Below are 13,889 nucleotides of genomic sequence, written 5' to 3' on the forward strand. Positions count from 1 at the left end.
GCGGTGTAACTGCTCAACAATCCGGCATCACCCAGCAGCTTCGACATCTTATACAAACGGTAATTAAAAGTACGCAAGGCACGTTGGTACTGCCTGTATTCGTCACTTCCAGGACACTGGATGCAGGGAAAAAGATAAGGTGAATTTTTATCCTTATTCTGCAACTGGCGTATCAGTTCCATGGCCTTTGGCTCCACCCGGACTGTCAGCGAGGACCCCGTCTTACGCCTGCGGTAACTAATGACATCACCATTCAAGTCGCAGCGGCGCATGAAAGCAATGTCGACAAAGGGAATGCCCCGCAGCATGAAGAGCAACAGAAAGAGCATACGGGCACTCTCCAGATTGTGGTCTGTGGACAGCGGTTCCTGCAGACGCCGGAAGACATCCGCCCCCACCGCACGCTTCACCGACCTTTCCGTACCTGTATAGACCCCATTGAACAGCCGGCTGCGATAGGGGGCAATGCCTGCATCTACCGCACGAAAGTACACAGCACGCAGCATGCGCATGTAAGTAGAAACGGTGTTCCAGCGGAGTTGGCGAGCAAGCAGAAACATCTGGAACGAGCTCAGCCACTCGGGAGTCACATCGGAAAATGCCAGCGGACGCCCCTGCATGAACTCATTCACACGATTGCAAGTGCTCTGGTATATGTGAGCCGTACCCATGCGCCCCTCCTGACGGAGATTTGCCACGACCTCTGCCATAAAACACGACACATACCTTTCCTTCGGTTTCGTTGTTAGCTTTCTTTTTTTCATACTTCTTATTTTTGGGTTAATAAAAAACAGCAGAGACGTCTTCCCGATGCGGGATGAAGCATCTTCTACCGGAATGCAAATTACACAAAATGCAAGACTTATCATTGCAAACTTGCGGAAACTGCAACTAAACAGAACGCCTGCCGTGTGATTTGGTGCGTACAGGAAACTGTTTTTAGGCTATTTTCAGACAAAGACACCGGCAAGCGCCCGGAACGGAAGCTGCCATCTCCGGCAGGGATGGGTGCGGAACCTGCTTTCCCTCCTTCCGGAATCCCAATCCGGCCACACACCGGCTTTCTGCACCCCTGCGTAAAAAAATGACCGTCAAAGAAAGTGTCCAAATTGAGAATTGCCTGTCCGTAAATCCAACAAAAGCCGTATCTTTGCGGCATGAAAGTGGAATTGAAAGAAAACAGCGGGCTACCCGCACACATCTTATGGACGCTTGCCATCGTGGCAGGCATATCGGTAGCCAACATCTATTATAACCAACCCCTGCTGAACCTGATCAGGCACGACTTGGGGGTATCCGAGTTTCAAGCCAACCTGATAACGGTCATCACCCAAATAGGCTATGCGCTGGGACTGCTGTTCATTGTCCCGCTGGGCGACCTGTACAGACGCAAGATAATTATTCTTGCCAACTTCACCCTGCTGATATTCTCCCTGCTTGCCATCGCATGGGCTCCCAACATTCACACGGTGTGGGCAGCTTCGCTACTGACAGGTATCGGTTCGATGATTCCCCAGATATTTGTCCCGATTGCCTCGCAATTCTCACGCCCGGAGAACAAGGGGCGCAACGTAGGCATTGTCATATCGGGATTGCTGACCGGCATACTGGCCTCGCGCGTCGTAAGCGGGTACGTAGGCGATGTGATGGGATGGCGCGAAATGTATCTGATTGCCGCTGTACTGATGGCCCTGTGTGCTGTGGTGGTGCTGAAGGTATTGCCGGACATCCGCCCGACGTTTGAAGGACGGTACGGCGGCCTGATGAAGTCACTCTTCCTGCTGATACGCGACTACCCTGCCCTGCGCATCTATTCGATACGTTCGGGGCTGGTGTTCGGCTCGTTTCTGGCCATGTGGTCGTGTCTGGCTTTCAAAATGGCCGGTGCCCCCTTCCATGCAGGGAGCGACGTGGTGGGTTTTCTGGGCCTGTGCGGCATAGCCGGGGCACTGACCGCCTCGTTTGTGGGCGGATACGTCAAGCGTGTGGGCATACGCAACTTCAACTACATAGGCTTTGCCCTGAACCTCTCCGCCTGGTCCCTGCTCTACTTCTGCGGGAACACGTACGCAGGCATCATTGCGGGCATTCTACTGATAGACATAGGCATGCAGTGTGTACAGCTGAGCAACCAGGCCAGCATCTTCGAGCTATGTCCCTCGGCCTCCAACCGCGTAAACACCATCTTTATGACCACCTACTTTATAGGCGGTTCGCTGGGCACCTTCCTTGCCGGAAGCTGCTGGGAGATGTGGGGATGGACGGGAGTGGCCTGCGCCGGCACAGCGCTTACCTTGTGCGCCGCCCTGCTCACGGCCTGCACCACGAAGTAAGACGACACGGGACATGCAGCGTACAAGCTGAATCCAGGGTGAAACGTCAAAGTTCACTGGTTCGGACTGTATTCCAGCAAATTGAGAAGAAGGTGAAAGCGTGAACCCGGTTTCCGGGCCAACTGTTTTTCCGGTGAGTCTGTACCCTTCCACATGCCGCACCGAAGTTCCGGTTCCACAATCATTCACCCGACAGACATAAAAATAGGCCCCATCGGCATACAGACGTCACACACGAACGAAGCAAGCATCCTCCACGGACCGTGCAAGCATCCTCCACGGACCGTGCAAACATCCTCCACGGACCGTGCTGGCATCCTCCACAGACCGTGCAGGCGTCCGACCTACCGGGACGGCCGCCCACCCTCGTCCAACGCAAAGCACGAAGTCCCCAAAGTGCTGTCACGGTCTGAAACCAATCAGGCACAAACCACGCAAGAGGACGCTTGGGGAAGTCTGTTCCTCCCGTCAGTCAGCGTGGCTTGTGCCTGCATCAGAATAGACAGAACCGGGTAATCAGCGTTTGATGATGTAGTTGCGCACGAACTTATAGACAGCCGCAAAATAGAGCAGTATCATGACAAACGTCCATGCGACGACGAACAGGGCTATCACAACAGCAATCCCGAAAAAGAACGTAACCAGGCCTACCGGATTGAGCTCGGTAGTCCGTCCCACATACGAACCGTTGCGATAGACCTTGAAGTGTGAAACCGAATTGGCCAGACACCACGACAAGAAATTCATACCTACTTTCAGCCCGGCAAACGCAGCCTCGCCCGCCATGACGGCCCCCGCAGCCACATTTCCGGCCAGGTTGGCCATGCTGTCTGCGAGCTGACGCGGCTGTTCCACTTCGCGTCCCCTCCAGGCAATGTAAGCAGGACACATGGAAACCACGGCATACGCCGCCAGTGCAATCCAATAGCCCAGGTATTTCCAGCTCAACACCATCCGCCAAAATTCGCCACTGAACAACGGCATGGCGATAATGGCCACGAAAGCTATCAGTACAAACGGGAACCATCCATTGAAAACAAACTTCGACGCCTGGTTGTGGAGAGCGGCCATCTCGTTGTACTCATAAATGATGTCGGTGTCCGTACACCCTGTCTGCATGGCCTTCAGCAGCGCTTCGCGGGAACGTTTCAGCCCGGCTCCGTTCTGGGGATAGGAGCAGGTCAGTCCGCCGTCTGCCGTCTCTGCCCAACTCCACGGCCGGTGAGCCTCTTCCAAATACTTCAAGGCCTGGGCACGCGCTTCCTCCTTGCTCAAACGGCTTCCGCCCCCAATGCTTTCCACATAATGGGCAGTGACGGGTGCAAAGCGTTCTTTCTTCTGCTTGACATAGAACCAGACAACCAGTCCTATCAGGATGATGTGCACAAAGAAGAATCCGTGTATGGAGGTTTGGTCGGCATCCATCTCTTCGGCATCATGCCTGTCAACGGACCCGCCGGCAATGGCCTCAATCTCGTCCTGGGTCAACACCCTGCCATAGACAGCCGCACGCTTCACCTGCAACCATTTGCCCGAAGCGATTCTGATGCTTTTGAACGGAGTGTTCTCGGATGAATATTCCTTCTTGGGTGAATAGAAACAGTAGTCATCGGTGCCGACAATGAGGTGGTTCTCGCCCGTCTGCGAATCGGAAGTCTGGATAAAGACATACTCCTGACCGTTCTCCATGTTCAGGTCAATCTTCAGGTTGCGGGCATGTTCGCCATCGGCTGTAGAAGTACCGCGGATGATAATCCGGTTGTCGTCGAGCAACTCGAAGTAGGAAACTCCGCCCCCATGCAGCTCATCGTCCGAAAGCCAAACCAAACGTTTTCCCCTGATGGAATCCTTTTCTACCACCTGATAGACCAGGACCAGGGTACGTTGTGGCAATGTAGCCTTGGATGCGTCAAACTTAACATAATAATCCTCACTCTCTTCCTGCCACTCCACCGGAAGCCCCTTGACATTCTCAACAGGCTTTTCGCCAAATTGGATGTCCAGCATCAGCCGGTCTTCCGGAAGTTCTTTTGCCGACAGTGCGGCGCTTCCCCAGCACAGGGACAAAATTGCCGCAAGAAATAATAGACTGCGTGTTTTCATAATAAATTGATATTGAATGAATGTCTGCAACAATGAAAGAAGGCAGCCCCATCCCTCCCCCTACCCATCAGGAATTCAGAGCGGAATGGTCAGGAAACCTTTTGTCAGAGCCTTTATGACCAGATCGGTGGCATTGCGTGCCGAAAACTTCAGCATCAGATTCTTGCGATGCCACTCTACGGTATTCTCCGAAATGAACAGATGCTGGGATATTTCATGGGTATTCATCCCCTTGGCCATTGCCTTGAGGATGTCCAGTTCGCGTGAAGTTGGCAGGATATCGGCCGAATCTGCATCTCCCTCGGCTTTGCCGGTCTCCTTATACAATTGTCTGAACCGCGGACAATAATATGTTTCGCCAGCCATCAGGGCATGGACAGCTTCGAGCAAAGGCAGCGTGCCCGAGGATTTAAAGGCAACCGCATCAATGTCTGGATGCTTCAACTGCTTTACAATCCATACCTCTTCGTGCATGGTGCAAACAATAATCCTGGCAACCGGATTCATCCGCTTGATGTCAGCAGCCAGTGCAAAGCCATCAGCATCGGGCAACTCCAGATCCATGATATACAAAGAAGGAGTATGGGTCTTCAGCATATCCAACAACTCCTTTCCACTGGTCGCCGCATAGACATTACCTATACCGGGGACTTCCTTCAACAAGGATTTAAGGCCCTCCAATACTAAGGAATGATCATCTACAAGAACTACATCAAAATCCATCGGTTGTCTGTTTTTTTATATTTGCAGACAAAGTTAACAATTCGAGACGAAACACATCCCACGGAAAACCGTAGTTTCGGCAGGCTAAAAAACCGGAATGCGGACAACTATCTTCGTACCGTCCGCCACATCCATGTGGAAACTGCCTTTCATGGCTGCCACCCTCTCTTTCATGGTCTGCATGCCCACCCCCGGACGGGACGAACCGGCGTATGTCCCATTGTCCTGGATACGAATCTCCAGATCGGGCAATTTCCACTCCAATGCAACGGATATCTTTGAGGCATGCGCATGCTTCAAGGCGTTGCTCACGGCTTCCTGCACAATGCGGTAGACATTCAACATCATAGACTGCGGCAGGCCCGTCCAATCTACCTCAGGAGGCAAGGTCGTGAATTCTATCTGGCAGCTGGCGGTGGAAAGATTGTCCAGATAATTGGCTATCACTTCGGTAATGGTAGCTTCCTGGAACACCGGAGGCAGCAGCTCGTGGGAAACACGACGAATGCCCTCGCGGGTCTGCCGCAAGCTCTCCACCAAAGACTCGGCAGAGGTGTCTGCCGAACGGACGGCAAGTTCGATTGAGAAAAGGTCGTTGCAAATGCCGTCGTGCAGTTCTTTGGCCAGACGGGCATGTTCATGCTCCAGCTTATCCAGATAATCGCGCGTCAGCTTCTGTTCCGTGGCCCGCTGCTGTTCCCTGAACTCATGCTCCAAAGCCTCCGACTGGCGTTTCTGGCGTTCTGCACGAAGTTTCTGACGCTGTAAAAGATAGGCAATGGCCAAGCCCAACACGACCAGAACAAAGGCAAAGACAGCCACCAGCATATACAGCCTCTGCCGTTCCTGCCGTTTTTCTTCGTTCAATTTCTGAATCTCCAGTTCCTTTTCCTTGCTCTCGTATTTGACCGAAAGTTCTTCCAGCTGGCGCGTTTTTTCCTTCTGGAAAAGAGAGTCGTTCAACATTTGAGCCTGTCTCAACGTCTGGTAAGCATTCTTATAGTCGCCCATGTTCCGATAGGCCTCGTGCAGGTTGTTGTAGACATCATACTGAAGGAACGGATAATTCTTCACCTCTTCTATTCCCAGCAACTTCTGAGAGGTGGAAATCGCAGCGCGATAGTTCTTATGACCGCTGTGCATCAGATAAAGCACCTGATAGTAATTAATCAGGCTCATCACCGACGACACCTGCGGCAACAGGGCTTCGGCCCGGGCCATATATGGTTCCATCTGGGCCGAGGAAGCGCCTTCCCTGTCCACTATCAGGAGGTAATAGGTCAAGGCATTCAGCTCCGCATCGAATTGCCGCACTTCGTGAGACAACTCCATAGCCTTCATCAGATATTCCTTGGCCCGGTCATTCTGCTTGCAGGATATGAAAACGGAGGAGGCTACCGCATAAATCTGGGAACGGAAAGCCTTGTCGGAGCACTTGTCTGCCAATGTGGCTGCACGCAAAGCATATTCGCCGGCCTTTTCGGGAGACTTCATATCCAAATGCAAGGCGGCGAGGTTGTTATAAAGCACCACAGCACTCTGCAGTTCATCCTCGACAGAGAAATCCAGACTGTCCAAACATGACAAGGCCTCATCGTAAGAACCGACGGCCTCCTGCAAGGCACCCGAGGAACGCAGATATACACCTTGTGACGTATAGAATGACACCTTGACATCAGCCTGCCCGAGGCTGCGGACAGTCGGAACCAGATTGCGACAGATAACAAGAGCCGAATCGACACGCCCTACCTGATAAAGCGAATCGGCAATTTCCAAAGAACGGACAATGCGCAGAGAGTCATTCCGGGCTGCCACCGCGGCCCAAACAAACAGCAAACAAAGCAATGACAGCCCTCTTCTTTTACCCATAACTGCATAGTTGAAATAATGAAAAAACTCTGCGGACAGGAACTCCGGCCGATGGCTCACTCAAAGCGCTTTCCAGAACTTCTGGAAATCTTTGTAACGGCCGTAACAGGCCAGCTGGTCACCTTCCTTAATCTGGGTGTCGGCAGGCAACGTATTTACAACATTGTGATCCACATAAGAGATTCCGAGGCAATTGCATAGCTTCTCCTCGCGCTTCAAGGCAAGCAGTTGCAAACCAAATTCCTCGTCCAGCTTCAACTCACTCACATAATAGCCAACCAGTTTGGCCGGGACTGTAAACTTGACCACGTAATATTCCTGATCTATCTGGAAAGTCTCCATATCCGCACCAAACTCAAACAAGCGCACCACCCCCCGGGCAGCATCCTCCTCAGGGGTAAGAATACGGTCAAGGCCGAAAGCATCGAGCACTGAACGATGGACAGAATCAATGGCACGGGCATAGATGTGCTTCACCTTCCGCTGCTTCAGTAAGGCCACGACACGTATGGAAGCACCGAAATTCTCACCAATGGCCACAATCACCACATCTACCGTATTCAACGGCAACACAGACAAAGCCTGCTCGTCGGTAGCATCGAGGACGAAGGCGGTCGCAACCGTATCTTTCAGACTTTCTACCCGGGTGGCACTGACATCCGCCCCTATCACTTCATGGCCCAACGCCGTCAATTCCTCGGCAAGCACATGGCCGTAGTTTCCCAAGCCGATAATGATATATTTCATCGCTATTACAAATTACAAATCAAAAGAAGCAACCCTATCCAAGCAGCAGTCTTCCCTTTAGAAACAAAAAAGGGACACAGTTATACGGACAATCAATCTTTTACCCGTATAAATCCGTATCCCGAAAACTCTATCAAAAACGTATTATCTCAAACGGTCCATAGCCTTAACCATCAATTCGTCACGATAAATGGCACGGAACGCAAGATAATTCAGAATAATGCATACAGCCGGCAAACAAAGCGCCCATCCGACGCGGAAAGAAGCCGCTTCCAGGTTCGACTTCAACATGTACATGAAAATAAAAAATGCCACATAGAACCCTATCAGCAGAATGGAACTAAAAATGGACATGCGTACCTGCAACATACGATTGCGGAACAGAAATATGGTACACAAATCCACTATGGCACTCAATAACAATATTCCGAACAAGCCCCACGTGGACTGCAAACTGCCGTCGGTCAGTGAGACCCCCAGCGGTTTGAATACCATGGAGGTTATATTATCCGGCGCCAGGAACTGTCCCATAGGCATACAAAGAGCCACTCCCAGCAGGATAGCGGCCAACAACAAATAGACAGATTGAATACGCTGTATCATTATTGCAATTTTTCTTTTTCTTTAGAAGGGTTACGATAGTAAACTTTTCCTTCCAAATATTCCTGCGTGGCAATCAAAGTCGGTTTCGGCAACTTTTCATAATAACGGGAAATTTCAATCTGCTCGCGATTTTCAAAGACTTCCTCCAGATTGTCATTATAAGAAGCGAATTCGGCCAATTTCTTGGAAAGGTCGTTTTTTATCTCCACACTGATTTGGTTAGCACGCTTTGCAATAATCGACACAGTTTCGTAGATGTTGCCTGTATCCTCACACAGCTCCATCAGGTCACGGGTCACTGTGGTAGTAGGAGCATTCGTCTTTCTGTAATCCATAATTCTTTTATTTATTATTAGTCAATATCATCTTGATTATCATCTCCCAACATTTTCGATGAATTCTGGAAAATGCGATCAGCCTCTTTCAAGTACTTGCTCTCGGGAAATTCATTCTTAAAAGCGTAATATTCGTCCACGGCTTCACGATAACGGTCGGCACGTTTCTCCTCTACACTATAAATGGCCATCTCATACTTGGCACGCAAAATAAGGATGGACAATTCTTCACGAAGGTTGGTATAAGGGTAATCTTTCAGCGCATTTTGGGCAGTTATAACACAAGACAAATAGTTGTTGCCCGAATAGTTACCCAAATTATAATACATCCGGGCGGCAAGAAACTCTTTCATCACCAGTTTATCTTGCAGCGCAAATATCATATTCTGGGCTTCTTCCTTCTTGGAGCTTTCCGGGAAATACTCCATAAACATCTGCAACTGCTGAATGGCAGTATATGTACCCGACTGGTCCAAACGTGGCTCCGGCGTATCCAGATACAAGGCCTTGCCTGCATGGAAACGGGCTAATTCAGCAAAGGTTCCACGCGGATAAACATTATAGTATTGAATGAAAGTCTGTGCGGCAGTCTGATAATCCTTCTGATTATAATAACACATGCCCAGCATGTAAAGCGATTCTTCCGCCTTGTCCGTTCCCTTCAGAATGGCAATCAGCTCATTCAGCAAGGTTGCCGAACGGTTGTATTGACCTTTTGCAAAATAGGTCTTTGCCGCTTCATACTTGTATTCTGGATCCGTGCTTTTCAGCAGTTTGTTGTATTCTCCACACGAGGAGAGCAGCAAGATTGCCAGCAGTGTTAGTAGGATATTCTTCTTCATTAGTTTTACTCCAAAATGATGTGCAAAGATAGAGGTTCGCACGAAATAAAGCAACTGAACAAGACTTAATTTTTCAAAAAGCCGACAGGATAGAGAGTAAAACAGCAGGCTTGACACCCAAAAACAGCCCAAAGGAATTAAAGGACAACCGTCCGCTCCCTTTGGGCTTTTGTTATCATACACTAAAGTATTACCGTTACAGTTTGTACAGGTCGCTGGCGGCCAGCAAATCCACTTTCTTTTCCGTCAGCACACGGATACAGTTATCCATGTCGTTGGGACGGATGATGACATTGGCGGTCTGTCCATTGGCAAAGGAGTACATGTATTCAATAAACACGCCTTCGTCCGAAAGGAAACGCAGCACTTTGGCCAAGGAACCGGGTATGTTCGGGCAACTGATGCCTACCACATCGGTTACGTTTACGGCAAAATGATTGTCCTTCAAAGCCTTGTATGCCTTCTCGGGCTCTGAAACAATGCCACGCAGGATTCCGAAGTCCGCATTCTCTGCAATGCACAATGCAGAAAGGTTCACTCCTTCCTTGGCAAGAACTTCCGTCACTTCTGTCAGACGGCCCGACTTGTTTTCCAGAAAAATAGAAAGTTGTTTCGCTACCATAATCTATCAATGTTTTAAGGTTGTATTCATTACTTGTTAATAGTGAATGATTAATGATAAATGGTTAATGATTAGTAGATTCTTCATTCTCCATTCTTTTAGCCTTTAACTCCTCATCCCCTTCCGCAGGGTTTCTCCCCTTCGGGGGGAGTCAGAGGGGGCTCACTTACAGTTTCCGGTTGTCAATCACACGCTTGGCCTTGCCTACGCTGCGCTCGATGCTGCGCGGCTCTACCAGGCGTACGTCCACGCCCAGGCCCAGCACGCTTTGCAGACGTGCGGTAAGTTTCTTCTTCATGGCCAGCATCTTGTTGATTTCGTCCGAATAGAAGTCCGGACGTACTTCCACTTGCAGTTCCATGGTGTCCGTATTGTTCTTGCGGTCAACCAACAGCAGATAGTGCGGCTCGAACTCCGGCATCTCCAGGATGACGGACTCGATTTGAGTCGGGAATACGTTCACGCCGCGGATGATGAGCATGTCGTCGCTGCGGCCCAGAATGCGGTCCATGCGCACCAGTGTACGTCCGCAGGCACACTTTTCGTAATGCAGGGCGGTGAGGTCCTTCGTGCGGTAACGCAACAGCGGCATGCCTTCTTTGGTGAGGTGGGTAAACACCAGTTCGCCCGTCTGTCCGGGTGCTACCGGCTCCAGTGTCTTCGGGTCGACTATCTCGGGGAAGTAGTGGTCTTCGTTCAGGTGCGTACCGTTCTGACATTCGCATTCGTAACCCACACCCGGGCCGGCTATCTCGCTCAGTCCGTAAATGTCATACGCCTTGATACCCAATTTGGCTTCGATGTCCTTACGCATGTTCTCGGTCCACGGCTCGGCACCGAAGGCACCCGCCTTCAGCTTGAACTCTTCGCGCGGCAGGCCGGAGTCCTTGATGGCATCGGCCAGGTAGAGGGCGTAGGAAGGCGTGCAGCACAGCACGGTGGAGCCGAAGTCGTGCATCAGCGTAATCTGTTTCTCTGTGTTTCCGCTGGACATGGGGATGACGGACGCACCGATGTTCTCCGCACCGGCATGGGCACCCAGACCGCCCGTAAACAGTCCGTAGCCGTAGGACACCTGGAAGATGTCCGAACTGTCGGCCCCGTAGGCCGTAAAGGCTCTGGACAGACATTCCGACCATGCCGACAAGTCCTTGCGGGTGTAACCCACCACGGTAGGCTTGCCCGTTGTGCCGGACGAGGCGTGGATGCGTACAATCTGGCTCATCGGCACGGCACAGAGGCCGAAGGGATAGTTGTCCCGCAGGTCGTATTTCGTCGTGAACGGCAGTTTCACGATATCGTCTATGTCGTTAATGTCATCGGGGGTAATGCCGAGTTCCTGCATTTTCTTACGGTAGAAAGGAGTGCTGTGGTAGACGCGCTCCACGGTTTTCTTCAAGCGAATGCTCTGTATCTTCCGGAGGCTCTCCCGGTCCATGCATTCAATGCTTTCATTCCAAATCATGTTTTTCGTTGTATTTAATTGTTAGATATAATATGAGTCGTGTAAAAGCCAGTCTGTTGGCTATTGACTTTCGCAAAGAAACAATTTTTTTTGTTTATCTCAAAGATTTTACCGAATATTGCGTCCCCAATGAGCAAAAATGAACAAATTTGAATTGACATCCGCCTACCAGCCTACCGGCGACCAGCCGGAGGCCATCGCCCAACTGACCGAAGGAATCCGCGAGGGATTGCCCGCACAGACCTTGCTTGGGGTGACCGGTTCGGGCAAGACCTTCACCATTGCCAACGTCATTGCCAACATCAACAAGCCCACCCTGATACTGAGCCATAACAAGACGCTGGCCGCCCAGCTTTACAGCGAGTTCAAGGCCTTCTTCCCGCACAATGCCGTGGAATACTACGTGTCTTACTACGACTACTACCAGCCGGAGGCTTACCTGCCTTCGACCGACACTTATATCGAGAAGGACCTGGCCATCAATGACGAGATAGACAAGCTGCGTCTGGCCGCCACCTCCGCCCTGCTTTCGGGGCGGAACGACGTGGTGGTGGTCTCCTCCGTGTCGTGCATCTACGGCATGGGCAATCCTGCCGACTTCTACAACAACGTCATCGAGGTGCAGCAGGGCAAGCCCCTGAGCCGCAACGTGCTCCTGCGCCGGTTGGTGGACAGCCTCTACGTACGCAACGATGTAGACCTCAACCGCGGCAACTTCCGCGTAAAGGGCGACACCGTAGACATTTATCTGGCTTATGCCGACAATCTGCTGCGCATTGAGTTCTGGGGCGATGAAGTAGACGGCATTCAGGAAGTGGATCCTGTCAGCGGCGTTACCGTGGCCAGCTTCGACAGCTACAAAATCTATCCCGCCAATCTTTTCATGACCACCAAGGAGAGCACTTTACATGCCATCTATCAGATAGAAGACGACTTGCAGAAACAGGTGCAGTGGTTTGAATCGGAAGGCAAGCTGTTGGAGGCCAAACGGCTGAAGGAACGTGTCACCTATGACATGGAGATGCTGCGCGAGCTGGGGCACTGCTCGGGCATAGAGAACTACTCCCGCTACTTCGACGGCCGTGCGCCTGGCACACGGCCCTACTGTCTGCTGGACTTTTTCCCCGAAGATTTCCTGATTGTCATCGACGAGAGCCATGTCAGCGTGCCTCAAATCAGAGCCATGTACGGCGGCGACCGTGCCCGCAAGACCAATCTGGTGGAATACGGTTTCCGCCTGCCCGCCGCTTTGGACAACCGTCCCTTGAAGTTTGAAGAGTTTGAGGAAATGGCCCGCCAGGTCATCTACGTCAGCGCCACACCGGCCGATTACGAGCTGGCCAAATCCGAAGGCATCGTCGTGGAACAGGTCATCCGTCCGACCGGTCTGCTCGATCCGCCCATCGAGGTGCGTCCCAGCCTCAACCAGATAGACGACCTGATGGAAGAAATCAGGATGTGCATCGAGCGCGACGAACGCGCCCTGGTCACCACCCTTACCAAACGCATGGCTGAAGAACTGACGGAATACCTGCTGAACAACGGCATCCGCTGCAACTACATCCACAGCGACGTGGACACCCTGGAACGTATCAAGATAATGAGCGCCCTGCGCGACGGCGAGTATGACGTGCTTATCGGCGTCAACCTGTTGCGCGAAGGACTGGACCTGCCCGAAGTCTCGCTGGTAGCCATCCTCGACGCCGACAAGGAAGGCTTCCTCCGCTCCCACCGCTCGCTGACGCAGACCGCCGGACGAGCCGCCCGCAACCTGAACGGACGGGTCATCATGTATGCCGACAAGATAACGGAAAGCATGCAACTCACCATCGACGAAACCAACCGCCGACGCCAGAAACAGTTGAAGTACAATGAAGAGCACGGCATCACCCCGCAGCAAATCAGGAAGGCCCGCAACCTGAACGTACTGGTCAATGCCGAAATGGCCGAGGATGACCGCCCGAAGGCCGCTGTTCCGCGTCCCTACATCGAACAAGAGACTGTCACCCTCGCCGCCGCCGACCCCATTATCAGCCACATGAGCCGAGAGCAATTGCAGAAGAGCATCGAACGTACCCGCAAACAGATGCAGGAGGCCGCCAAGAAGCTGGACTTCATCGAAGCCGCCCAGTATCGCGACGAACTGCTCAAGCTGGAAGATATGCTGAAAGAGAAAACAGACGCCTGAATCCGAAGCTCTTGCCAAAGAGGCTCGGAGGCGACATCAAAGAGGCCCGGAGGCAACGC

Annotated in this window: 12 protein-coding genes; 2 read left to right on the forward strand and 10 right to left on the reverse strand. The window is 51.8% G+C overall.

Annotated features, from left to right (window positions below):
- A partial coding sequence (locus Q1Y74_RS01085) for a site-specific integrase (protein WP_300811848.1) occupies nt 1-764 on the reverse strand: 764 nt, incomplete at its 3' end.
- Nucleotides 765-1,157: 393 nt separating this feature from the next.
- On the opposite strand from Q1Y74_RS01085, the gene Q1Y74_RS01090 reads away from it, so the two are divergent.
- Nucleotides 1,158-2,333, forward strand: a complete 1,176-nt coding sequence (locus Q1Y74_RS01090; RefSeq protein ID WP_300811849.1) for an MFS transporter — start codon at nt 1,158-1,160, stop codon at nt 2,331-2,333.
- Nucleotides 2,334-2,849: 516 nt separating this feature from the next.
- On the opposite strand, the gene Q1Y74_RS01095 is transcribed toward Q1Y74_RS01090, so the two are convergent.
- The 9 genes from Q1Y74_RS01095 to Q1Y74_RS01135 form a co-directional block, all read right to left on the reverse strand.
- Nucleotides 2,850-4,436, reverse strand: a complete 1,587-nt coding sequence (locus Q1Y74_RS01095) for a hypothetical protein (RefSeq protein WP_300811850.1) — start codon at nt 4,434-4,436, stop codon at nt 2,850-2,852.
- Between the two features lie 75 nt (nt 4,437-4,511).
- Nucleotides 4,512-5,159 (reverse strand): response regulator transcription factor, encoded by a 648-nt coding sequence (locus Q1Y74_RS01100; protein ID WP_300811851.1) that lies wholly within the window; start codon nt 5,157-5,159, stop codon nt 4,512-4,514.
- An 84-nt stretch (nt 5,160-5,243) separates the two neighbouring features.
- The gene (locus tag Q1Y74_RS01105; RefSeq protein ID WP_300811852.1) at nt 5,244-7,028 is read right to left on the reverse strand and encodes an ATP-binding protein; all 1,785 of its coding nucleotides are present in this window, start codon (nt 7,026-7,028) and stop codon (nt 5,244-5,246) included.
- A 60-nt stretch (nt 7,029-7,088) separates the two neighbouring features.
- Nucleotides 7,089-7,775 carry a TrkA family potassium uptake protein gene (locus Q1Y74_RS01110; RefSeq protein ID WP_300811853.1) on the reverse strand — a complete coding sequence of 229 codons (687 nt, stop codon included), beginning with the start codon at nt 7,773-7,775 and terminating at the stop codon, nt 7,089-7,091.
- A gap of 144 nt (nt 7,776-7,919) precedes the next feature.
- Nucleotides 7,920-8,378, reverse strand: coding sequence for a DUF4293 domain-containing protein (locus Q1Y74_RS01115; protein WP_300811854.1), 459 nt, complete (start codon nt 8,376-8,378; stop codon nt 7,920-7,922).
- Entirely contained in the window at nt 8,378-8,713 is a 336-nt protein-coding gene (locus Q1Y74_RS01120; RefSeq protein ID WP_300811855.1) for a DNA-directed RNA polymerase subunit omega, read from the reverse strand. The genes Q1Y74_RS01115 and Q1Y74_RS01120 overlap by 1 nt, the downstream gene beginning before the upstream one ends.
- A gap of 17 nt (nt 8,714-8,730) precedes the next feature.
- The gene (gene bamD / locus Q1Y74_RS01125) at nt 8,731-9,555 is read right to left on the reverse strand and encodes an outer membrane protein assembly factor BamD (RefSeq protein ID WP_300811891.1); all 825 of its coding nucleotides are present in this window, start codon (nt 9,553-9,555) and stop codon (nt 8,731-8,733) included.
- 196 nt (nt 9,556-9,751) lie between these two features.
- Nucleotides 9,752-10,177: an amino acid-binding protein gene (locus Q1Y74_RS01130; RefSeq protein ID WP_300811856.1), complete on the reverse strand. Its 426-nt coding sequence runs from the start codon at nt 10,175-10,177 to the stop codon at nt 9,752-9,754.
- Nucleotides 10,178-10,343: 166 nt separating this feature from the next.
- The gene (locus tag Q1Y74_RS01135; RefSeq protein ID WP_300811857.1) at nt 10,344-11,642 is read right to left on the reverse strand and encodes a phenylacetate--CoA ligase family protein; all 1,299 of its coding nucleotides are present in this window, start codon (nt 11,640-11,642) and stop codon (nt 10,344-10,346) included.
- Between the two features lie 139 nt (nt 11,643-11,781).
- Here Q1Y74_RS01135 and uvrB point away from each other — a divergent pair, with 139 nt between their 5' ends.
- A complete protein-coding gene (gene uvrB / locus Q1Y74_RS01140; protein WP_300811858.1) occupies nt 11,782-13,830 on the forward strand; it encodes an excinuclease ABC subunit UvrB in 2,049 nt (682 codons plus the stop codon).
- The last annotated feature ends 59 nt before the right edge of the window (nt 13,831-13,889 follow it).

The organism is uncultured Bacteroides sp. (genome assembly GCF_949298305.1).
Taxonomy (GTDB): Bacteria; Bacteroidota; Bacteroidia; order Bacteroidales; family Bacteroidaceae; genus Bacteroides.

Coding starts and splice junctions, on each gene's coding strand:
- Q1Y74_RS01095 (WP_300811850.1), bottom strand. CDS start 4,436: ATGAAAACACGCAGTCTATTATTTCTTGCGGCAATTTTGTCCCTGTGC.
- Q1Y74_RS01110 (WP_300811853.1), bottom strand. CDS start 7,775: ATGAAATATATCATTATCGGCTTGGGAAACTACGGCCATGTGCTTGCC.
- Q1Y74_RS01090 (WP_300811849.1), top strand. CDS start 1,158: ATGAAAGTGGAATTGAAAGAAAACAGCGGGCTACCCGCACACATCTTA.
- Q1Y74_RS01120 (WP_300811855.1), bottom strand. CDS start 8,713: ATGGATTACAGAAAGACGAATGCTCCTACTACCACAGTGACCCGTGAC.
- Q1Y74_RS01105 (WP_300811852.1), bottom strand. CDS start 7,028: ATGGGTAAAAGAAGAGGGCTGTCATTGCTTTGTTTGCTGTTTGTTTGG.
- Q1Y74_RS01130 (WP_300811856.1), bottom strand. CDS start 10,177: ATGGTAGCGAAACAACTTTCTATTTTTCTGGAAAACAAGTCGGGCCGT.
- Q1Y74_RS01100 (WP_300811851.1), bottom strand. CDS start 5,159: ATGGATTTTGATGTAGTTCTTGTAGATGATCATTCCTTAGTATTGGAG.
- bamD (WP_300811891.1), bottom strand. CDS start 9,555: ATGAAGAAGAATATCCTACTAACACTGCTGGCAATCTTGCTGCTCTCC.
- uvrB (WP_300811858.1), top strand. CDS start 11,782: ATGAACAAATTTGAATTGACATCCGCCTACCAGCCTACCGGCGACCAG.
- Q1Y74_RS01135 (WP_300811857.1), bottom strand. CDS start 11,642: ATGATTTGGAATGAAAGCATTGAATGCATGGACCGGGAGAGCCTCCGG.
- Q1Y74_RS01115 (WP_300811854.1), bottom strand. CDS start 8,378: ATGATACAGCGTATTCAATCTGTCTATTTGTTGTTGGCCGCTATCCTG.